16 protein-coding genes, 3 tRNA genes, 4 rRNA genes, 1 other RNA gene and 1 other annotated feature (2 of these 25 only partly in view) are annotated in these 22500 nt (G+C 40.8%); of the genes, 5 read left to right on the forward strand and 19 right to left on the reverse strand.

Annotated elements, in window-relative coordinates:
- The 11 genes from A9C19_RS20155 to tadA form a co-directional block, all read right to left on the reverse strand.
- Positions 1 to 837: ribosomal RNA gene (locus tag A9C19_RS20155) — 23S ribosomal RNA — on the reverse strand (it extends 2093 nt beyond the left edge of the window).
- Positions 838 to 947: 110 nt separating this feature from the next.
- Positions 948 to 1023, reverse strand: a tRNA-Ala gene (locus tag A9C19_RS20160).
- Positions 1024 to 1043: 20 nt separating this feature from the next.
- Positions 1044 to 1120, reverse strand: a tRNA-Ile gene (locus tag A9C19_RS20165).
- 74 nt (positions 1121 to 1194) lie between these two features.
- Positions 1195 to 2731, reverse strand: a 16S ribosomal RNA gene (locus A9C19_RS20170).
- Together the 16S and 23S rRNA genes with 2 tRNA genes alongside form the textbook arrangement of a ribosomal RNA operon.
- A 318-nt stretch (positions 2732 to 3049) precedes the next feature.
- On the reverse strand, positions 3050 to 3313 hold the full coding sequence (locus tag A9C19_RS20175) for a pro-sigmaK processing inhibitor BofA family protein (RefSeq protein ID WP_072581544.1): 264 nt from the start codon (positions 3311 to 3313) through the stop codon (positions 3050 to 3052).
- Between the two features lie 137 nt (positions 3314 to 3450).
- On the reverse strand, positions 3451 to 3672 hold the full coding sequence (locus A9C19_RS20180; RefSeq protein WP_072581545.1) for a YaaL family protein: 222 nt from the start codon (positions 3670 to 3672) through the stop codon (positions 3451 to 3453).
- Positions 3673 to 3685: 13 nt separating this feature from the next.
- Complete coding sequence (gene recR, locus A9C19_RS20185; RefSeq protein WP_072581546.1) at positions 3686 to 4282, reverse strand: recombination mediator RecR; 597 nt, start codon at positions 4280 to 4282, stop codon at positions 3686 to 3688.
- Positions 4283 to 4293: 11 nt separating this feature from the next.
- The gene (locus A9C19_RS20190; RefSeq protein WP_072581964.1) at positions 4294 to 4617 is read right to left on the reverse strand and encodes a YbaB/EbfC family nucleoid-associated protein; all 324 of its coding nucleotides are present in this window, start codon (positions 4615 to 4617) and stop codon (positions 4294 to 4296) included.
- 23 nt (positions 4618 to 4640) lie between these two features.
- Positions 4641 to 6338 carry a DNA polymerase III subunit gamma/tau gene (gene dnaX, locus A9C19_RS20195; protein ID WP_072581547.1) on the reverse strand — a complete coding sequence of 566 codons (1698 nt, stop codon included), beginning with the start codon at positions 6336 to 6338 and terminating at the stop codon, positions 4641 to 4643.
- 227 nt (positions 6339 to 6565) lie between these two features.
- Positions 6566 to 6829, reverse strand: an RNA gene (gene ffs, locus A9C19_RS20200) — signal recognition particle sRNA large type.
- Positions 6830 to 6932: 103 nt separating this feature from the next.
- The gene (tadA, locus tag A9C19_RS20205; protein WP_099092792.1) at positions 6933 to 7403 is read right to left on the reverse strand and encodes a tRNA adenosine(34) deaminase TadA; all 471 of its coding nucleotides are present in this window, start codon (positions 7401 to 7403) and stop codon (positions 6933 to 6935) included.
- 67 nt (positions 7404 to 7470) lie between these two features.
- On the opposite strand from tadA, the gene A9C19_RS20210 reads away from it, so the two are divergent.
- From A9C19_RS20210 to A9C19_RS20225, 4 genes are all read left to right on the forward strand, one after another.
- Complete coding sequence (locus A9C19_RS20210; RefSeq protein ID WP_072581549.1) at positions 7471 to 8019, forward strand: cysteine hydrolase family protein; 549 nt, start codon at positions 7471 to 7473, stop codon at positions 8017 to 8019.
- Positions 8020 to 8076: 57 nt separating this feature from the next.
- Positions 8077 to 9363: a glycosyl hydrolase family 18 protein gene (locus A9C19_RS20215; protein WP_072581550.1), complete on the forward strand. Its 1287-nt coding sequence runs from the start codon at positions 8077 to 8079 to the stop codon at positions 9361 to 9363.
- A gap of 206 nt (positions 9364 to 9569) precedes the next feature.
- Positions 9570 to 10229, forward strand: coding sequence for a deoxynucleoside kinase (locus tag A9C19_RS20220; RefSeq protein WP_072581551.1), 660 nt, complete (start codon positions 9570 to 9572; stop codon positions 10227 to 10229).
- Positions 10207 to 10875: a deoxynucleoside kinase gene (locus A9C19_RS20225; RefSeq protein ID WP_072581552.1), complete on the forward strand. Its 669-nt coding sequence runs from the start codon at positions 10207 to 10209 to the stop codon at positions 10873 to 10875. Before A9C19_RS20220 ends, A9C19_RS20225 begins: the two co-directional genes overlap by 23 nt.
- A 303-nt stretch (positions 10876 to 11178) precedes the next feature.
- On the opposite strand, the gene A9C19_RS20230 is transcribed toward A9C19_RS20225, so the two are convergent.
- From A9C19_RS20230 to guaB, 6 genes are all read right to left on the reverse strand, one after another.
- Positions 11179 to 11271, reverse strand: a tRNA-Ser gene (locus tag A9C19_RS20230).
- A gap of 201 nt (positions 11272 to 11472) precedes the next feature.
- Positions 11473 to 12756, reverse strand: a complete 1284-nt coding sequence (gene serS / locus A9C19_RS20235; protein ID WP_072581553.1) for a serine--tRNA ligase — start codon at positions 12754 to 12756, stop codon at positions 11473 to 11475.
- Between the two features lie 142 nt (positions 12757 to 12898).
- Positions 12899 to 13118, reverse strand: a binding site (T-box leader).
- Positions 13119 to 13180: 62 nt separating this feature from the next.
- The gene (gene pdxT, locus A9C19_RS20240; RefSeq protein ID WP_072581554.1) at positions 13181 to 13756 is read right to left on the reverse strand and encodes a pyridoxal 5'-phosphate synthase glutaminase subunit PdxT; all 576 of its coding nucleotides are present in this window, start codon (positions 13754 to 13756) and stop codon (positions 13181 to 13183) included.
- Positions 13757 to 13774: 18 nt separating this feature from the next.
- Positions 13775 to 14659: a pyridoxal 5'-phosphate synthase lyase subunit PdxS gene (gene pdxS / locus A9C19_RS20245; protein WP_072581555.1), complete on the reverse strand. Its 885-nt coding sequence runs from the start codon at positions 14657 to 14659 to the stop codon at positions 13775 to 13777.
- Positions 14660 to 14936: 277 nt separating this feature from the next.
- Positions 14937 to 16259, reverse strand: a complete 1323-nt coding sequence (locus A9C19_RS20250) for a D-alanyl-D-alanine carboxypeptidase family protein (protein ID WP_072581965.1) — start codon at positions 16257 to 16259, stop codon at positions 14937 to 14939.
- A 170-nt stretch (positions 16260 to 16429) separates the two neighbouring features.
- Positions 16430 to 17893 (reverse strand): IMP dehydrogenase, encoded by a 1464-nt coding sequence (gene guaB / locus A9C19_RS20255; RefSeq protein WP_072581556.1) that lies wholly within the window; start codon positions 17891 to 17893, stop codon positions 16430 to 16432.
- Between the two features lie 118 nt (positions 17894 to 18011).
- Here guaB and A9C19_RS20260 point away from each other — a divergent pair, with 118 nt between their 5' ends.
- Positions 18012 to 18959, forward strand: coding sequence for a YaaC family protein (locus tag A9C19_RS20260; RefSeq protein ID WP_072581557.1), 948 nt, complete (start codon positions 18012 to 18014; stop codon positions 18957 to 18959).
- A gap of 902 nt (positions 18960 to 19861) precedes the next feature.
- Here the strand turns inward: A9C19_RS20260 and rrf are convergent.
- Together rrf and A9C19_RS20275 are read right to left on the reverse strand one after the other, a co-directional pair.
- Positions 19862 to 19977, reverse strand: a 5S ribosomal RNA gene (rrf, locus tag A9C19_RS20270).
- Positions 19978 to 20056: 79 nt separating this feature from the next.
- A 23S ribosomal RNA gene (locus tag A9C19_RS20275) occupies positions 20057 to 22500 on the reverse strand; it runs 486 nt beyond the window's last position.

Consider the following 22500-nt stretch of genomic DNA (forward strand, 5'->3'; position numbering starts at 1 on the left):
GATTGGAATTTCTCCGCTACCCACACCTCATCCCCGCACTTTTCAACGTGCGTGGGTTCGGGCCTCCATTCAGTGTTACCTGAACTTCACCCTGGACATGGGTAGATCACCTGGTTTCGGGTCTACGACCACGTACTTATTCGCCCTGTTCAGACTCGCTTTCGCTGCGGCTCCGTCTTATCAACTTAACCTTGCACGGGATCGTAACTCGCCGGTTCATTCTACAAAAGGCACGCCATTACCCATTAACGGGCTTTGACTACTTGTAGGCACACGGTTTCAGGATCTATTTCACTCCCCTTCCGGGGTGCTTTTCACCTTTCCCTCACGGTACTGGTTCACTATCGGTCACTAGGGAGTATTTAGCCTTGGGAGATGGTCCTCCCTGCTTCCGACGGGATTTCACGTGTCCCGCCGTACTCAGGATCCACTCTGGAGGGAACGAAGTTTCAACTACAGGGTTGTTACCTTCTTTGACGGGCCTTTCCAGACCTCTTCATTTACTCCGTTCCTTTGTAACTCCGTATAGAGTGTCCTACAACCCCAAGAGGCAAGCCTCTTGGTTTGGGCTAATTCCGTTTCGCTCGCCGCTACTCAGGAAATCGCGTTTGCTTTCTCTTCCTCCGGGTACTTAGATGTTTCAGTTCCCCGGGTCTGCCTTTATCATCCTATGTATTCAGATGAAAATACTGCTCCATTACGAACAGTGGGTTTCCCCATTCGGAAATCTCCGGATCAAAGCTTACTTACAGCTCCCCGAAGCATATCGGTGTTAGTACCGTCCTTCATCGGCTCCTAGTGCCAAGGCATCCACCGTGCGCCCTTAACAACTTAACCTTTGACATCGAAGATGTCGTTTTTAACATTATTAAGAGAATCACTAAACTAAGCGTTTAAACTCAGTGAATTACTTGAATTGTTTTCGTTATCTAGTTTTCAAGGAACATTGGTGGAGCCTAGCGGGATCGAACCGCTGACCTCCTGCGTGCAAAGCAGGCGCTCTCCCAGCTGAGCTAAGGCCCCATGTGTTATATGATGTTAGATGGTGGGCCTAAATGGACTCGAACCATCGACCTCACGCTTATCAGGCGTGCGCTCTAACCAGCTGAGCTATAGGCCCATCTAAATAATTTAATCGAGAACAAAGTTCTCTCAAAACTAAACAAAATACCAAGCGTACCTCTATATCCTTAGAAAGGAGGTGATCCAGCCGCACCTTCCGATACGGCTACCTTGTTACGACTTCACCCCAATCATCTGTCCCACCTTAGGCGGCTGGCTCCTTACGGTTACCCCACCGACTTCGGGTGTTACAAACTCTCGTGGTGTGACGGGCGGTGTGTACAAGGCCCGGGAACGTATTCACCGCGGCATGCTGATCCGCGATTACTAGCGATTCCAGCTTCATGCAGGCGAGTTGCAGCCTGCAATCCGAACTGAGAATGGTTTTATGGGATTCGCTTAACTTCGCAGTCTCGCAGCCCTTTGTACCATCCATTGTAGCACGTGTGTAGCCCAGGTCATAAGGGGCATGATGATTTGACGTCATCCCCACCTTCCTCCGGTTTGTCACCGGCAGTCATCTTAGAGTGCCCAACTAAATGCTGGCAACTAAGATCAAGGGTTGCGCTCGTTGCGGGACTTAACCCAACATCTCACGACACGAGCTGACGACAACCATGCACCACCTGTCACTTCGTCCCCCGAAGGGGAACCTTCTATCTCTAGAAGTAGCGAAGGATGTCAAGACCTGGTAAGGTTCTTCGCGTTGCTTCGAATTAAACCACATGCTCCACCGCTTGTGCGGGCCCCCGTCAATTCCTTTGAGTTTCAGTCTTGCGACCGTACTCCCCAGGCGGAGTGCTTAATGCGTTTGCTGCAGCACTAAAGGGCGGAAACCCTCTAACACTTAGCACTCATCGTTTACGGCGTGGACTACCAGGGTATCTAATCCTGTTCGCTCCCCACGCTTTCGCGCCTCAGTGTCAGTTACAGACCAGAAAGTCGCCTTCGCCACTGGTGTTCCTCCAAATCTCTACGCATTTCACCGCTACACTTGGAATTCCACTTTCCTCTTCTGCACTCAAGTTCCCCAGTTTCCAATGACCCTCCACGGTTGAGCCGTGGGCTTTCACATCAGACTTAAGAAACCACCTGCGCGCGCTTTACGCCCAATAATTCCGGACAACGCTTGCCACCTACGTATTACCGCGGCTGCTGGCACGTAGTTAGCCGTGGCTTTCTGGTTAGGTACCGTCAAGGTACTAGCAGTTACTCTAGTACTTGTTCTTCCCTAACAACAGAACTTTACGACCCGAAGGCCTTCATCGTTCACGCGGCGTTGCTCCGTCAGACTTTCGTCCATTGCGGAAGATTCCCTACTGCTGCCTCCCGTAGGAGTCTGGGCCGTGTCTCAGTCCCAGTGTGGCCGATCACCCTCTCAGGTCGGCTACGCATCGTTGCCTTGGTGAGCCGTTACCTCACCAACTAGCTAATGCGCCGCGGGTCCATCTGTAAGTGATAGCTAGAAGCCATCTTTCAATTTCGAACCATGCGGTTCGAAATGTTATCCGGTATTAGCTCCGGTTTCCCGGAGTTATCCCAATCTTACAGGCAGGTTACCCACGTGTTACTCACCCGTCCGCCGCTAGGTCCGAAGACCTCGCTCGACTTGCATGTATTAGGCACGCCGCCAGCGTTCGTCCTGAGCCAGGATCAAACTCTCCAATAAAGTAGTTTGACTTGCTCATGTTTTTTGTACTATATAGTACGTTTTGTTGATTTAAAATCAACGTTTGATACGCTTGGTTTTGTTTAGTTTTCAAAGAACTTTTTGTCTTCTTTTTTTCAAAGAAGCAACTTTAATATAATATCATGTATCTTACTTTAAAGTCAACAACTTTTTTAAAAAGTTTTTTTGAGAAGTTCTTGTTTCTCAACGACGAATACTAATATATCATCTACGAATATAGATGTCAACACAAAAAGACAAACAAATGAAATTCACTTGTCTGTCTTTACCACTAGCTATTCTGTCATGAAATTAAGATTAAATAATCATTGTTTTAATTACGACCAGTGCCGCTAATCCTGGTATACCTAATATACCTGAAATACTAGACGTTATAAGATTAATCGGTATGTGTAAGTTAAAGCTCGTACCAAATGTATTAATAAAAAACAGGAGCAGGGCACCGACCATAACTTTAACAGCTATCTGTCCGATCCATCTTAGTGGGCGAATTGGTGCTCCGACAAATAAAAGGACCACTATTAGTCCTCCCAAGACTGAAAACACAAGAATTGGATCCATTCCTATCACTCACTTTCATACTTATCCTTTTATAAATAGATATGAAAGAGGAACGGATTTAGAACAAGCCTTTGTACTAAATTTTGTACGTAGTGTATTGTCTTGCGCGAAGTGTTGTGTATTTTTCTTAAACACTCTTAGATTTTACCGATTTTTATTTTACGAGCTTTTGCCTCTTTTAATAGAAAGAAATATTTTGCTTCCGCTACTTTTAATTCATATAAAACTTGCGGGGAGGGTTCTACACTCTTATCAACGAGTTGTTTTTGACGATTCCATTCCTTTTTCATTGATAGGAGATGTTGAATCAACTGTTGGTCATACTGATTTTTTAACCAGCCTTTTCGACGAAAAAGCATGATGCTTCCTCCTTTATAACTCTCTTCTTCCTTCTATTGCCTTCGATAGTGTAACCTCATCTGCATATTCTAAATCTCCACCAACAGGTAAACCATGTGCGATTCTTGTTAGTCTAATACCTGATGGCTTTAGTAATCTTGAAATATACATAGCTGTAGCTTCACCCTCGATGTTAGGATTTGTAGCAAGAATTACTTCTTGAATAACATCATCCTGAAGTCTCTTTAACAGTTCCGGTATTTTAATATCCTCTGGTCCTATCCCTTCCATAGGAGAGATTGATCCATGAAGAACATGATAAAGCCCACTATATTCTTTCATTTTCTCCATTGCAATTACATCTTTCGGATCTTGCACAACACATACGACCGTTTTATCACGTCTTTGATCCTCACAAATATAACAAGGATCTTGATCCGTGATATGGCCACAAACTGAACAGTACGTTAAGTTACGCTTGGCATTTACAAGCGCTTTTGCGAAATCTAGTACAACGTCTTCTTTCATATTTAGTACAAAAAAAGCCAGACGAACGGCCGTTTTAGGACCAATTCCTGGCAGTTTCATAAAGCTATCAATGAGCTTCGATATTGGTTCTGGATAATGCATGAGATATCCTCCTAGAACATTCCTGGTAAATTCATTCCTTTTGTGAATTGTCCCATTGTGTCATTTGTTAAATCATCCATTTTCTTTAATGCATCATTTGTTGCAGCTAAAACAAGATCTTGCAACATTTCGATATCATCTGGATCTACTACTTCTTCTTTAATATTCACTTCAAGAATTTCCTTTTGGCCGTTAACGACTACAGTGACCATTCCGCCTCCAGCAGTTCCTTCAACTGTTTTTTCACTTAGCTCCTCTTGAGCTTTTGCCATATCCTTTTGCATCTTTTGCATTTGCTTCATCATTTTTTGCATATTTCCCATACCGCCACGCATCATAGTTCATTCCTCCAAAATAATTAATCTTTTATTTCAATTAAATCATTTCCTACTAACTTCATCGCTTCCGCAATTAATGGGTCTTCTTCACTACCCTGCTGTTTATGCTCGGTAGTATCATCTTTTTGATCCCGTAGGAATTCCTTCCTTATTTTACCCCAATCATGCTCTGGAACGCCAACCATTTCCATCGTTTTGCCCGTAAGCTCTTGTAATAGCACTTCTAAATTTGTACGAACTTGATTGTTATTTTCTGCAACCATCTTACAATGGATTTCAAATTTAAATTTTAGCACAAATGCAGTCTCAGAGGCTGCAACAGGTTCACTATCATTTAATAAAGCAGCATGGGAAACTTTATTCTGCCTCTTAAGTGACTCTAATAGTTCTCCCCATTTTGCTTTGATTAACTCTAGATCATTTCTTGTGGCTACTTTTAATATTTCTTGAATTCTACCTTCTGGTGTTTTATAGCCGCTTTTCATGGAACGTTGTTTCGGTTCTTGACCTCCGGAACTACGTTGTGGATTAACCGCAACACCCTGTTGCTTTATTTTCATTATTTCCGTTTGCAAATTCGTAATTTTTTCTAAAAGAGCCTGATACGATTCATTCCCCTGCTCATTTGCCAAATTGGTATGCTGACACAATTTAACAAGTGCTACTTCAAGGAAAATTCTCGGATGATTTGTCCACTTCATCTCCTGTTGGCTCTTACTTAAGATGTCTATTGTCTCATAGATTTCTCCTGCAGAAATTTCTTTTGCTAACTGGATAAACTGGTCATCCACAGAAACCCTTTCTAAAACATCCTCTAACGTTGGTGCTGTTTGATAGAGAAGCATGTCACGATAATAATAGATAAAATCTTCAACAAACCGGCTCGGATCCTTCCCTTGATACATTAATTCGTCAAGTGCTTGTAAAGCCGAGGTTGCATCCTTTTTGTGTATCGCTTCTGCTATTTTAGCAATTATCCCTTGTGATACAGATCCCGTTATAAGCAAAGCCTCTTCCATTGTTACTTGATCATTACTATAAGAGATGGCTTGATCCAGTAGACTAAGCGCATCACGCATTCCACCGTCAGCAGCTCTAGCAATGACATGTAACGCTTCTTCTTCAACCTGTACATCTTCATTATGTACAATCTCTTCCATTCTTCCAACAATAGCCGAAGAGGTGATCCTCCTAAAATCAAATCTTTGACAACGTGAGATAATTGTAAGAGGTATTTTATGTGGCTCAGTCGTTGCTAAGATAAAGATAACATGCTTAGGTGGCTCTTCTAACGTTTTTAACAACGCATTAAATGCACCGATGGAAAGCATGTGCACTTCATCGACAATATACACTTTATATTGGACAGATGATGGAGCATACTTTACTTTATCTCGTATATCTCTTATTTCATCGACTCCATTATTTGAGGCGGCATCAATCTCTATAACATCCGAAATAGAACCGTTTGTAATCCCTTTACACGCTGAACACTCATTACAAGGCTCTGCAACTGGTGCATTTTCACAGTTTACTGCTTTTGCAAATATTTTTGCTGCGCTTGTTTTACCAGTCCCACGGGGTCCTGAAAATAGATACGCATGTGAAAATTTATTTTGCAAAAGGGCATTTTGTAACGTTTTAGTGATATGCTCTTGTCCAACCACGTCATGAAAGAGTTGCGGTCGGAAAACGCGGTACAATGCTTGATATCCCACAAAAACGTCTCCCTTCATCTTCTTCTATTTTATTATAACAACCATTAATTGAATTACAAAGTACGTTTCAATGATATTTAACGATAAATATGTAGCAAATAGATTTCGACCATAGAAATCTAACTAAAGGAACGTCGTATTCTATCATCCAACTTATTTTCCCCACTATTTATATGCAACAAAAAACTCACCCTAAAAAGAGTGAGTTTCTATTTAAAATTTAACTGCCGTGCACCTTCCGTCGATTAGCCACCATAGGCGTTACTTAAGCAGTTAGCTCGGCTCAGGCAACCCTGCGGCACATGAGAGCTTCCACTTAATGCTGCTTCCTTCCGGACCTGACATGGTTCATGGATTCCCATTGCGCAGGACCCAAGCGTCAACACCACTTACTTAAGGCAGCCCTACAGTGAGCTAACCTCTAGAAGGGATTCGGCCTCGCTAGAGCGGATTGCGAGTACAGGGCTCCGCTACATCCCCGCTTAGCACGGCAAAATTGATACCATATTTAGTTGCGTCATTAAGTAAGACGCATTTATTAGTATATATTGTTCTTATACAAAATGCAACGATTTAAGACTGTAATTTTTTCCCTTAATCCTCACTTTTCTTTTTCTTTACTCGTAGCTCTCTAAAAAAATCACTTAGTAACGAGCTACACACTTCTTGTTCCACCCCTGCAAGAACGTCCACTTGATGATTAAATCGTTGCTCCTGGAGGAGATTCATAAGCGTACCAGCACAACCACCTTTCGGATCAGTCGCACCGTATACAACACGTTTTACTCGAGATAATACAATGGCTCCTGCACACATAGGACATGGCTCCAATGTAACATAGAGAGTTGCTTCCTCTAACCTCCAAGTCCCTTGAGCTTTACAAGCATCATCAATCGCTAGAATCTCAGCATGTGCAATGGAGCGCTGTTCCGTCTCACGTAAATTATGTGCTCTTGCAATAATCTCTCCACCTAAAACAACTACCGCTCCAATTGGTACTTCGCCTATTTCCCTTGCTTTTCTCGCCTCTTCAATAGCAGCGTTCATATAATCACGATCATTCATTTTCATAAACTCCTTATATTCAACTCGAAATTGTTACAACCTATCCTTAAAGTAGGGAGGTAAGTAAATGACTAAACCAAATCGTCCAGTATTATTAATCATTGACATGATCAATGATTTTCAATTTGATTATGGTCCTATTTTAGCAGAGCAAGCTAATCATATTTCACACAAGATTTATACATTAAAAAGAAAGATAAAAAATTCAAGTGGGTCTGTTATCTATATAAATGATCATTATCAATTATGGCAAGCTGATTATCAGAAAATCGCGAAGAAATGTAAAAATAACCTTAGCGAAAAAATCATCCAAAAATTATACCCGGAAGATGATGATTATTTTTTGATAAAACCTAAGCACTCTGCCTTTTACGGGACTGCCTTAAATACTCTATTATTTCATCTACAATGCAGTGAGCTTTATATCACTGGAGTAGCCGGGAACATCTGTGTTCTATTCACTGCAAACGATGCATACATGAGAGAATACCAATTGTTTATACCACAGGATTGTATTGCGTCTAATACATCAGATGACAACACATACGCTCTAAGAATGATGGAAAATGTGTTAAAAGCAAATACACAACCTTCTGATCAAATATCATTTTCCTAACATTCTTTTTCTCCTCTTCACATATGATGTACAAAAAGTGAGCACAGGAGGGTCATTATGCAAATACATATTGTCCAGCAAGGACAAAGTTTGTATGGTATTGCACAAGCTTATAGTACATCCGTCGAGGAGATTGTTCAAACCAACGAAATCCCTAATCCGAATAACTTAGTCATCGGTCAAGCCATTGTTATACCCATTAAAGGTCAATTTTATTACGTTCAACCTGGCGATAGCTTATATCAGATTGCACAAAAGTTTTCGATGTCCTATCAGGAGCTCGCCACTATAAATAACATTCCCATTAACTCACCACTTTCTATTGGATTAAGACTTTACATTCCAGAGAAAGAAAAAAGAACAGTAGAATCAAATGCCTATATTGAGCCAAGAGGTACAAGTGTTCCTGCTAACTTAGAGCAAGCAGCCCGGGAAGCAGCACCATATTTAACCTATCTAGGTCCATTCAGTTTTCAAATTCAACGTGATGGAAGCTTAAAAGAACCTTTATTAAATAATTTCCCTGAGATAGCAAAACAACAGAATGTTACATTGATGATGGCCATCACAAACTTAGAAAACGACCAATTTAGTGATGAGCTAGGAAGAATAATTTTAACAAACACCGAAATTCAAAATAAGTTATTAGACAACATTGTAAAAACGGCTAAGAAGTACGGGTTTAGAGATATCCACTTTGATATGGAATATTTACGACCACAAGATCGAGAAGCATATAATCAATTCTTACGAAAAGCAAAGCAAAGATTCAGCAAAGAAGGCTGGCTCTTATCAACTGCGTTAGCCCCTAAAACAAGTGCTGATCAAAAAGGCCGCTGGTATGAAGCCCACGATTACAAGGCTCATGGGGAAATTGTTGATTTTGTTGTCATCATGACTTACGAATGGGGTTACAGCGCCGGACCTCCTTTAGCCGTCTCACCGATTGGCCCTGTTAGAGAAGTGTTAGAATACGCGATATCTGAAATGCCGAGCAGAAAGATTATGATGGGCCAAAACTTATATGGATACGATTGGACTCTACCTTTTGTACCGGGTGGACAATACGCAAAAGCAGTCAGCCCACAACAAGCTATTCAGCTAGCAAGTAATAATAATGTCGCAATCCAATATGATCAAAAATCTCAAGCCCCCCATTTTAACTACACGGATGAAAACGGAAAAGAACATAAAGTCTGGTTCGAAGATGCAAGATCCATTCAAGCAAAATTCGATTTAATCAAAGAACTAGATTTAAGAGGAATTAGTTACTGGAAGCTCGGTCTTGCCTTTCCTCAAAACTGGCTTTTATTATCTGATAATTTTATCATTGAAAAAAAGTAATCAACACAAGGTACTCCATTCGGGGTACCTATTTTTATTCACCACTCCACTTCACACTTCTCCAAGCTACATAGCTTCTAAAACCAACCCAAAAAAGTTGGAAATAAAAACAAACTGTTAATTGTTTACTCAAAATTATCCATGCTGTGGTAAAATGAAATTTGTCGATTTTTAAGTATTGGTGTTTCGGTTTAAAGGAGGACCCCATGATGAAAATTCCCTTTATTACTGTAGAGGGCCCTATCGGTGTCGGAAAAACTTCATTATCAAAGGCAATTGCTGAACATTATCAGTTTCATCTATTAAAAGAAATTGTTGATGAAAATCCATTCTTGGGCAAATTTTATAACGATATTGAAGAGTGGAGCTTTCAAACAGAAATGTTTTTTCTATGCAATAGATACAAGCAACTAGAAGATATTAATCATAAATATCTTCAGTTAGATAAGCCTGTAATCGCAGACTATCATATTTACAAGAATCTTATTTTTGCAAAACGCACGTTAAAAACCGTTCAGTATGATAAATATATAAAGATCTATGATATCTTAACAAAAGATATGCCAAAGCCAAATCTTATTATCTACTTGAACGCGAGTCTAGATACGCTATTATCTCGTATTGCCAAAAGAGGCAGAGAAATAGAACGAAATATCGACCCTGGTTATTTAAAGCAGCTTTCTAAGGACTATGAAACAGCTATGAAGGATTTAGAACAAGCAGATCCATCAATACCCATTATAAAAATTGATGGAGATTCATTGGACTTTGTCCAGAACCCTAACGATCTTCACTCCATTTTTGAAAAATTAGATCTGGCATTAAACAAAGGAGAAGACTTGAATGAATTTACGAGAAAAGTATAATATTCCCCGCAATTCTGTCATTACAATCGCTGGAACGGTGGGAGTAGGAAAATCTACGATGACCAAGGCTCTTGCAAAAGAACTCGACTTTAAAACATCCTTTGAAAAAGTAGATACAAACCCTTATTTAGATAAATTCTATGCTGACTTTGAACGTTGGAGTTTCCATCTTCAAGTGTACTTCTTAGCAGAACGATTCAAGGAGCAAAAAAAGATTTTTGAATATGGCGGAGGCTTTATTCAAGATCGATCAATATACGAAGATACAGGAATTTTTGCAAAGATGCATTACGAAAAAGGCACTATGTCTGATGTGGATTACGAAACATACAAGAACCTTTTTGATGCCATGGTGATGACTCCTTATTTCCCGCATCCAGATTTATTAATTTACCTTGAAGGTACATTAGACGATATCTTATCAAGAATTAAACTGCGCGGTCGTCCGATGGAACAGCAAACACCTGTTGAATACTGGAAGGAAATGCACGAACGTTACGAAAATTGGATTAACAATTTTAACGCATGTCCTGTGCTACGTATTAACATAAATGATTACGACATCATGACTAGTGAGCATTCTATTGAACCAATCATTGAAAGAATTGGTCATTTCATTGAACAAACTAGATTTCTAAAAAAATAAGAGGAACATCGGATCTACATTCCAGATCCGGTGCTCCTCTTTTTCGTTTAGTCATTTTCATATCTCTTTGAATAATCACAGCGTTTGAGTACAAGGATACGAACACAAATACATACCATAATGATTAGGTTATAAGCATAGAGTCTTGTTGATTGACTGTTTTTCTAACATTAAAACACCCAGGTACCTCGGGTCTCCAAATGCTCAATCCAAAACAACATAAAAAAAGCTGTTACAATGAGTAACAGCTTTATCAATCTCCCATATTTTATGCGCTAAATATGAGAATTATATTTAGTATAATGGAGGAGGAAAGGGGATTCGAACCCCTGCGGGCTTTGACACCCCTGTCGGTTTTCAAGACCGATCCCTTCAGCCGGACTTGGGTATTCCTCCCTATCGACAAGATTAACTATATCATGTCTTATATAGCCTGTCAACACTTTTAATATTTTTTTTGGAGGCTGGGACAAAACAAAGAGCCAGACACCCTCCGATAACAATCTATGGTGTGCACTAGATAAATCAGTGCGTACATATAGTCGTTACGATAAGGTGCCAGGCACTTCTGTCCCAGCCTCTTTTTGTTACTCCTCGTTATTCTGGAGCATTAATTCTTTCTTTATTACCCATATATGGACGTAATACTTCTGGAATAATCACAGATCCATCTTCTTGCTGGTAGTTCTCAAGGATCGCTGCAACGGTTCTACCAATTGCTAAACCAGATCCATTTAACGTATGGACATGCTCAACCTTTGCTTTTGCATCTCTTCTAAAGCGAATGTTCGCACGACGGGCCTGGAACGCTTCGAAGTTACTGCAAGAAGAAATTTCACGGTACGTTCCATAACTTGGGATCCAAACTTCTAAATCATACTTCTTAGCAGCAGTAAAGCCAAGGTCTGCTGTACACATGCTTAGAACTCGGTACGGTAGGCCTAGTAATTGTAATACCTTCTCAGCATGTCCTGTAAGCTTCTCTAATTCTTCATATGATTCCTCTGGTTTCACAAATCGAACTAGCTCAACTTTATTGAATTGATGCTGTCGAATTAATCCACGAGTATCACGCCCTGCAGAACCTGCTTCAGATCTAAAGTTAGCACTGAAGGCTGCATAACTGATTGGTAATTGCTCAACATTAAGAATTTCATCGCGGTGTAGGTTTGTTACAGGAACTTCAGCTGTTGGAATAAGGAAATAGTCTTCTCCTGCAATTTTAAACGCGTCCTCTTCAAATTTTGGTAGCTGTCCCGTACCAATCATACTGTCACGATTCACGATGAATGGAGGTATGATTTCGGTATAGTTATGCTCATCAACATGTAAATCAAGCATGAAATTAAACAAGGCTCTCTCTAATCTTGCTCCTAGTCCTCTATAAAAGACAAATCGGCTCCCAGTTACCTTTGCAGCTCTTTCAAAATCTAATATATTTAATCCATCTGCTATATCCCAATGTGGTTTTGGTTCGAAACCGAACTCAGGTTTTTCCCCCCATGTACGAACCTCGACATTATCGTCCTCTGTATCTCCAACAGGAACACTATCATGTGGAATATTTGGAATAGATAGGAGTAATTGATCTAATTCTTCTTCAATTCCTCTTAACTCATCATCAAAAACTTTGATTTCTTCCCCTACATCTTTCATTTCCTTAATCAAGTGATCTGCATTTTGCTTTTCACGCTTTAGCTGAGCAATTTGTCCAGATACTTCATTACGCCTACTCTTTTTTTCTTCTGTTAAGCTAATAAGCTCACGTCTTCTCTTATCAAGATCTTCAAATTTACCAAAGTCCGTTAAATCCTCGCCACGTTTTGCTAATTTTTCTTTTACATCTTCTAAATTTGTACGTAGAAATTTACTATCTAGCATCATTCATTCTCCTTTTATACATAGTTTCATGCTACTTATTGCGTTATACCAAGAGTGTTATGTTGATAGGACCAAAAGAGCCATTTTTGAAAGTACAGTCTCAAAAAGGTTCTAAAAAACACAAAAAACTCCCGTCCCCTATAAAAGGGACGAGAGTTACCCGCGTTGCCACCCTAGTTAAAAATACATAGTATTTTTCACCTTAATGAATAACGGTCATCACCGGAATTGTCTACTTTAACTAGAAGTTGTTCAACAATTCATTCAAGGATGGATTCACAGGCATCTATCACCGATTTTCACCAACCATCGGCTCTCTAAAGATAGAACGTCTTGCTACTAGTTCCTCTCAACATGTTCACATATAAAATTTTGTACTCATAATTTACTACAAGTTTACAGCAACTACAAGTATTTTATACATCTATTTTGATTCTTTCACCATATTGATAAATAATTGAGTCATTCTGTGATCATCAGTTAGCTCTGGGTGAAATGAACACCCTAAGAATTGCCCTTGACGTGCTGCTACAATTCGACCATCGTGCTTGGAGAGAATTTCAACATCTTCTCCTACTTCCACAATATGTGGTGCACGGATGAAGACCCCAACGAAATCCTCACCAACACCTGTAATCATTAACTCAGCTTCAAAGCTATCTTTTTGACGTCCAAATGAGTTTCTCTCTACTGTTACATCTAATAAACCAAGATGCGGCTCACTATACCCAACAATATTTTTAGCAAGCAAAATTAACCCAGCACATGTACCGAACATAGGCTTACCACTATCAGCAAATTCCTTTAGTGGACCCATAAAATGATATTTATCAATCAAACGTCGCATGGTAGTACTTTCTCCTCCAGGAATAATCAACCCATCTACTTCCTCAAGTTGATCTGTTGTTTTCACAACAATTCCTTCAGCACCGCATGCTTCGACTGAACGTATATGCTCTCTTACAGCACCTTGTAATCCAAGCACTCCTATTTTCAACATGCTACAAACTCCTTTTTCTTACCAGCCACGCTCTTGCATTCTTTGTTCAGGTAAAAGATTTGAAATTTCAATTCCTTGCATAGCAGATCCTAAACCTTTTGAAAGCTTTGCAATTAATTCATAGTCTTGGTAATGTGTAGTTGCTTCAACAATTGAACGAGCAAATTTAGCAGGATTTTCCGATTTGAAGATACCAGATCCTACGAATACACCATCAGCTCCAAGTTGCATCATTAATGCAGCATCAGCCGGAGTTGCAACACCACCTGCGGCAAAGTTAACAACCGGTAGCTTTCCTTCTTTTTTAATTTGAAGAAGTAATTCAAATGGTGCACCAAGTAATTTCGCTTCAGTCATTAGTTCATCTTCACTCATCGCAACAACTTTACGAATTTGTGCATTTACTTTACGCATGTGACGAACTGCTTCTACGATATTCCCAGTACCTGGCTCACCTTTTGTACGGAGCATAGAAGCACCTTCAGCAATACGTCGAGTTGCTTCTCCTAAATCACGGCAACCACATACGAATGGTACAGTAAAGTCACTCTTTAATAAGTGATACTCTTCATCAGCAGGTGTTAATACTTCACTTTCATCAATATAATCAACACCCATTGCTTCTAAAATGCGCGCTTCTACAATATGACCAATACGAGCCTTAGCCATTACCGGAATAGATACAGCACCCATTACTTCTTCAACGATTGTTGGATCTGCCATTCTTGCCACACCGCCAGCTGCGCGGATATCCGCTGGAACACGCTCAAGCGCCATAACTGCTACAGCACCAGCTTCCTCCGCAATCTTGGCTTGTTCTGCGTTGACAACGTCCATGATAACGCCGCCCTTTTGCATTTCTGCCATTCCACGTTTTACACGATCAGTACCTGTATTACTCATTATGTTTGTCCCCCTTATGTAATGTCCTAAAATAGGATTTGTAATAGAGTTGAAAAAATTCATCTAAGCTATATTTTATCCTAACTTTTAAAAAAATCCTATCAAAATAAATGGAATTAGTAAAACAATTCCTAACTCATACACTATTCTATTAAATTATCACCTAATGATTTTACATTATAACGTATAACCTACAAAAAGGCTCCTAAAAATAGGAGCCTTTCACTAAAATATTCTTTTTTAAAGCTTTGACAACATATACAAGTAAGTTTGGTGTTTAGAACCAGCCTTTAACAGTATCCGTAACTGTACCCCATAGTCCACTAAAGAAACCGCCAATCCCTCTCATAGATAAGACGAACCAATTGGCTTTCTCTACAGCTTCTTTCGTAACTAGATCGATTGTAGGTTTTTGGGCGTCCTCAATGAACCCTAAATCTTGTGACTCCCCTTCATATGAGACAACCATCGTTCCAACTTTTTGACCTTCTTTAATAGGAGCGGTTAATTCTCCATCTTTTGTAAGCTGTTTCTCATCAATCTTAAATGATGATGTATACGATTCTTCCTCACCATTCTTCACTACAAGTTTTAATGCGTCCTTCGTATGAATAGCAACCTGATCTTCCTTCCCTTTCACTACAGGGATAGTGGATTGATCTTTTAGTTGATAGTTTGCAGGAAATACTTCTTTTACTGAAAAATTGTTAAATGCATAATCAAGTAATTTCTTCGTTTCTTTAAATCTTGACTCGTGTAATGAATCTCCTTTAGCATTCATCACAACAGAAATTACACGCATCCCATTTTTAACGGCTGTAGCTGTAAAACAAGAGCCTGCATTGTCTGTAGAACCTGTTTTTAAACCATCTACGCCTTCATATGCATAAATTAAATCAGGAAGCATCCAATTCCAGTTTGGCATATTAATTGCATCATCTGTTCCTTCTCTAAACACTTTCTTTGAGATACTTGATGTCTCAATTACCTCAGGATAATCCTGGATAAGTCTTTGTGATAGAAGGGCCATATCTCGTGCAGATACTTTACTTTCACCACTAACATCAGTTCCTTCTGGATGCATACCAATTAAATCTTTATTTTCTAGACCAGTTGCATTAACAAAATCAAAGTTTTTCAATCCTAACTCTTTTGCTTTTTCATTCATCTGCTTTACAAAATTTGTTTCAGTGCCTGAAATAATTTCCGCAAGTCCAATCGCAGCACCATTTGCAGAGTAAATAGCTGTTGCCTCATATAACTCTTTTACTGTATACGTTCCGTCTTGTCGTAATGGCACATTAGATAGACTTCTATTTTGAGAGATTTTATACACATATTCACTTGGCGTATACGTTTGATCCCATGTAATTTTCTTTTCATCAATCGCTTCAAGAACCAGGTATTCTGTCATTACCTTTGCCATACTAGCAATAGGAAGCATTTCTTCAATGTTCTTTCCATAAAGGATTTTCCCTGTAGATTCTTCAATCATAATTGCTGCATTGGCATTAATTGAAATAGGCTCTGCTGCTTTTACGACTCCTACTGGTAGGAATGCTGCTACAAAAAATGTAAAAGCAAGTACTAACGCTATTATTTGTTTAAAATTCTTGTTGTTAACCACGTTTCTACCTCCATCATTTTAATCATCTATAATAAATTTGTATTTTTTTCAAACAACAAGATTGATTTTATCATATAAATTTACAAAAAAATAGACAGAGTACGAGACTCTGTCAAATGTTAAACTTCTGTCATATTTAAAAATTACAATGAGTAATTTGGTGCTTCTTTTGTAATTTGAACATCATGAGGATGGCTTTCTCGCAATCCAGCTCCTGTCATACGAACAAATTGAGTATTCTCACGTAATTCAGTAAGATCTTTTGTTCCACAGTATCCCATTCCAGAACGAATTCCACCAACTAATTGATAGATCGTTTCTGCTAAAGGTCCTTTATAAGCTGTTCTTCCTTCAATCCCCTCTGGGACAAACTTCTTATTGTCTTCTTGGAAATATCGATCTTTACTTCCTTTTTCCATCGCCCCTACAGAACCCATTCCACGATAGACTTTAAAGCGTCTACCTTGATAGATTTCCGTTTCTCCTGGACTTTCTGAAGTACCAGCTAGTAAACTTCCTAACATCACAGCATGACCACCAGCAGCTAGTGCTTTTACCATATCACCAGAGTATTTAATTCCTCCATCGGCGATAATTGTCACACCATGTTTTCTTGCTTCTGTTGCACAATCGTAAACAGCTGTAATTTGTGGTACACCTACCCCAGCTACTACACGTGTAGTACAAATGGATCCTGGACCTATTCCTACTTTCACAACATTTGCTCCTGCTTTAATTAAATCCCTAGTAGCATCAGCTGTCGCCACGTTACCTGCAATAATGTTTAAGGTAGGATATTCTTCACGAATTGTTCTAACTGTCTCTAAAACACCCTTTGAATGACCGTGAGCAGTATCTACAACGATTGCATCTACGTTCGCTTCTACAAGCTTTTTCACACGCACCATTGTATCAGCTGTAACACCTACCGCAGCCGCCACAACTAATCGACCATGTGCATCTTTAGCTGAGTTAGGGAATTCAATTACTTTTTCAATATCCTTGATTGTAATTAAACCATTTAAAATTCCGGCATCATCCACAAGTGGGAGCTTCTCAATTTTATGCTTTTGCAAGATTTGCTCTGCATCACTTAGCGTTGTTCCAATAGGAGCTGTTACAAGATTATCCTTTGTCATCACTTCACTGATTTTAATTGAATAGTCTTGAATAAATCGCATATCACGATTTGTAATAATTCCAACTAACTTTTGTTCTTCAGGGTTATTTACAATTGGAACACCAGAAATTCTGTATTTACCCATAAGGTGCTCTGCATCAAATACCTGATGCTCAGGTGTTAAGAAAAACGGATCCGTAATGACTCCTCTTTCTGATCTTTTCACCTTATCTACCTGTTCAGCTTGTTGCTCGATGGACATGTTCTTATGAATAACACCCATTCCACCTTGTCTTGCAATCGCAATAGCTAATTGAGATTCTGTTACAGTATCCATTCCTGCACTAATAATAGGAATATTCAACTTTAAGCTAGGAGTTAACTCAACACTTAAACTAACATCTCTTGGTAAAACCTCAGATTTTGCTGGTACTAGTAAGACATCATCAAACGTTAAACCTTCTTTAGAAAATTTTTGTTCCCACATAGTAAAATCCCCCTTTTTCGGCAAAATATTATTAAAAGATTAACAACATGTGAACAGACTGTCAAGAAAGGAATGAAGAGTTTAAATATTTAGAATATAATAACTGGAGTGTACAATGATGAACAATCATATTTGGGAGCGCTTACTATCATACCAATCAACAGAAACGATTCAACAAAAACTAGAAAAGCATTATCAACTATTACAATTTGAACATGCCAGTGAACGATCTTATGAAAATAGCTACCGTTTCATCTATTTCCTAAAACATGGAGAAAATTTTTTCAAGCAAGCAAACCAGTCTCCATATGCCATACAGCCAATACTTCTCTTTTATGGTTTCTCACAGCTAATAAAGGCCAGTCTTATTTTAAAAGACCCTGTCTATCCCTCGACTGCTACTGTTTTAGCACATGGCGTATCAAGTAGAAAACGTAAAAAGCAACACTATCACTTTTTAAAAGATGAAATAAAAATTCAAAGAAACGGTCTTTTTCCACATGTTGCTTCTAAGTTATTTCAAATTAACCATCTAGAAGCCGAAAAGTACTCTATGGAAACACTACTTCAACAAATAGCTGAAATGTCAGAGGTCTTTACATTTCATCATGTTAAAAAGAGTATGATGAAACTACCTCAACTAGGTAGTTCCTTTCAAGTCACTGAAGAACTAACAAACGCTTATCATCTGTCTACTAACCGTTTTATTGAGTATCTCTCAGAAAAAAATCATCACCTTATTGAGACTATCACAAATGATACTTTTACATCTAACATATTAACGAATACTAAGTGTTACGAATGTCATCCCCTCTCCTATCACATTGAAGAGGATGCATACTATTTACCAGCATCTCGTGACCTTCTTATAAACTTACCTGAATTGCTAGCTCATTACCTATTGCTCTATAACCTAAGCATGATTTCAAGATACGAAACTGAATGGTGGTATGAACTTCTCTTAGGAATGACAAGTGATGATTATCCATTTATTATTCGATACATGGAAATCGTAAAAAGAAAAATTCCTTTTTTGATTTTTCATTATTTAGAAGGTAATTTATAGAACAGGCAAGCAAGGAATGTTTATTCTTTGCTTGCCGTATTAGTGAGTTAGGTACCAATTAGCTCTCTTCTTTTGAGTCTTATTATTTTAATACCTTTATTTGATGTAAATTTATTTAGGTTACGAAGCTTTTTATCAGAATTTCACCTCTTTCACCAGCCTATTTTCGATTTTTTATGATTTACTTTCGAAATTCACCCTTTTATTTTCGAGTTTGATGGATTTATTTTCGAATTTGATCATTTTATTTTCGAATCTGATCTTTTTATTTTCGAATTGCCTCTTTATCAATTTTGCGACAACTTTAAATGCAAGTATCTCTCTACTACCATCGGTATACCGGCTCGCGATAAGCGGCGAATCTCTTCGTCAACTTGTTCGTTCAGATCCTCATGTGCCAAGCCCGCACATTCCGGTCTTCTCTCTCTGCGCTTCCTCGACCTTCTTGCTTCTCCCAAGCCTAAGGGCTTGTAGGACTTTTTTGTCTTCTTTTCTATAACTCAATCTTCGAACACTATTGTACCTTTCGGTACAACTAACTACCAAAACCACACAAAAAAAGACCAGTATCTCTACTGATCTTCCTCTCATCTTACCTGGCAACGTCCTACTCTCACGGGAAACCCCCAACTACCATCGGTATACGGCTCGCGATAAGCGGCGAATCTCTTCGTCAGCTTGTTCGTTCAGATCCTCATGTGCCAAGCCCGCACATTCCGGTCTTCTCTCTCTGCGCTTCCTCGACCTTCTTGCTTCTCCCAAGCCTAAGGGCTTGCAGGACTTTTTTGTCTTCCTTTCTATAACTCAACCTTCGAACACTATTCCTCTGTACCTTCCGGTACAACTACTACCAAAACCACACAAAAAAAGACCAGTATCTCTACTGATCTTCCTCTCATCTTACCTGGCAACGTCCTACTCTCACAGGGGGAAACCCCCAACTACCATCGGCGCTGAAGAACTTAACTTCCGTGTTCGGCATGGGAACGGGTGTGACCTCTTCGCTATCGCCACCAGATATTATAAAGTTTGAAGGATGTTCCCTCAAAACTAGATAACGATTCACAATTCATTCACTGAACTTACGCTTTTAAAAATTGGTTAAGTCCTCGATCTATTAGTATCAGTCAGCTCCACACGTCACCGCGCTTCCACCTCTGACCTATCAACCTGATCATCTTTCAGGGATCTTACTAGCTTACGCTATGGGAAATCTCATCTTGAGGGGGGCTTCATGCTTAGATGCTTTCAGCACTTATCCCTTCCGCACATAGCTACCCAGCTATGCCTTTGGCAAGACAACTGGTACACCAGCGGTGCGTCCATCCCGGTCCTCTCGTACTAAGGACAGCTCCTCTCAAATTTCCTACGCCCACGACGGATAGGGACCGAACTGTCTCACGACGTTCTGAACCCAGCTCGCGTACCGCTTTAATGGGCGAACAGCCCAACCCTTGGGACCGACTACAGCCCCAGGATGCGATGAGCCGACATCGAGGTGCCAAACCTCCCCGTCGATGTGGACTCTTGGGGGAGATAAGCCTGTTATCCCCGGGGTAGCTTTTATCCGTTGAGCGATGGCCCTTCCATGCGGAACCACCGGATCACTAAGCCCGACTTTCGTCCCTGCTCGACTTGTAGGTCTCGCAGTCAAGCTCCCTTGTGCCTTTACACTCTACGAATGATTTCCAACCATTCTGAGGGAACCTTTGGGCGCCTCCGTTACATTTTAGGAGGCGACCGCCCCAGTCAAACTGCCCACCTGACACTGTCTCCCAGCCCGATCAGGGCTGTGGGTTAGAATTTCAATACAGCCAGGGTAGTATCCCACCGACGCCTCCACCGAAGCTAGCGCTCCGGCTTCTCAGGCTCCTACCTATCCTGTACAAGCTGTACCAAAATTCAATATCAGGCTACAGTAAAGCTCCACGGGGTCTTTCCGTCCTGTCGCGGGTAACCTGCATCTTCACAGGTACTATAATTTCACCGAGTCTCTCGTTGAGACAGTGCCCAGATCGTTACGCCTTTCGTGCGGGTCGGAACTTACCCGACAAGGAATTTCGCTACCTTAGGACCGTTATAGTTACGGCCGCCGTTTACTGGGGCTTCGGTTCAAAGCTTCGCTTACGCTAACCTCTCCCCTTAACCTTCCAGCACCGGGCAGGCGTCAGCCCCTATACTTCGCCTTGCGGCTTCGCAGAGACCTGTGTTTTTGCTAAACAGTCGCCTGGGCCTATTCACTGCGGCTTTTCCGGGCTATTAACCCTAAAAAGCACCCCTTCTCCCGAAGTTACGGGGTCATTTTGCCGAGTTCCTTAACGAGAGTTCTCTCGCTCACCTTAGGATTCTCTCCTCGCCTACCTGTGTCGGTTTGCGGTACGGGCACCTCTCACCTCGCTAGAGGCTTTTCTTGGCAGTGTGGAATCAAGAACTTCGGTACTATATTTCCCTCGCCATCACAGCTCAGCCTTATATGACAATGGGATTTGCCTCATTGTCAGCCTAACTGCTTGGACGCGGCATTCCGACGCCGCGCTTACCCTATCCTTCTGCGTCCCCCCATTGCTCAAATGGTGAGGAGGTGGTACAGGAATTTCTACCTGTTGGCCATCGCCTACGCCTTTCGGCCTCGGCTTAGGTCCCGACTTACCCTGAGCGGACGAGCCTTCCTCAGGAAACCTTAGGCATTCGGTGGAGGGGATTCTCACCCCTCTTTCGCTACTCATACCGGCATTCTCACTTCTAAGCGCTCCACCAGTCCTCTCGGTCTGGCTTCTCAGCCCTTAGAACGCTCTCCTACCACTGTTCGTTAGAACAGTCCACAGCTTCGGTGATACGTTTAGCCCCGGTACATTTTCGGCGCAGAGTCACTCGACCAGTGAGCTATTACGCACTCTTTAAATGGTGGCTGCTTCTAAGCCAACATCCTGGTTGTCTAAGCAACTCCACATCCTTTTCCACTTAACGTATACTTTGGGACCTTAGCTGGTGGTCTGGGCTGTTTCCCTCTTGACTACGGATCTTATCACTCGCAGTCTGACTCCTGAACATAAGTCTTTGGCATTCGGAGTTTGACTGAATTCGGTAACCCGATGGGGGCCCCTAGTCCAATCAGTGCTCTACCTCCAAGACTCTCATTTCAAGGCTAGCCCTAAAGCTATTTCGGAGAGAACCAGCTATCTCCAGGTTCGATTGGAATTTCTCCGCTACCCACACCTCATCCCCGCACTTTTCAACGTGCGTGGGTTCGGGCCTCCATTCAGTGTTACCTGAACTTCACCCTGGACATGGGTAGATCACCTGGTTTCGGGTCTACGACCACGTACTTATTCGCCCTATTCAGACTCGCTTTCGCTGCGGCTCCGTCTTATCAACTTAACCTTGCACGGGATCGTAACTCGCCGGTTCATTCTACAAAAGGCACGCCATTACCCATTAACGGGCTTTGACTACTTGTAGGCACACGGTTTCAGGATCTGTTTCACTCCCCTTCCGGGGTGCTTTTCACCTTTCCCTCACGGTACTGGTTCACTATCGGTCA

The sequence above is a fragment of the Bacillus weihaiensis genome (assembly GCF_001889165.1).
Lineage (GTDB): Bacteria > Bacillota > Bacilli > Bacillales > Bacillaceae > Metabacillus > Metabacillus weihaiensis.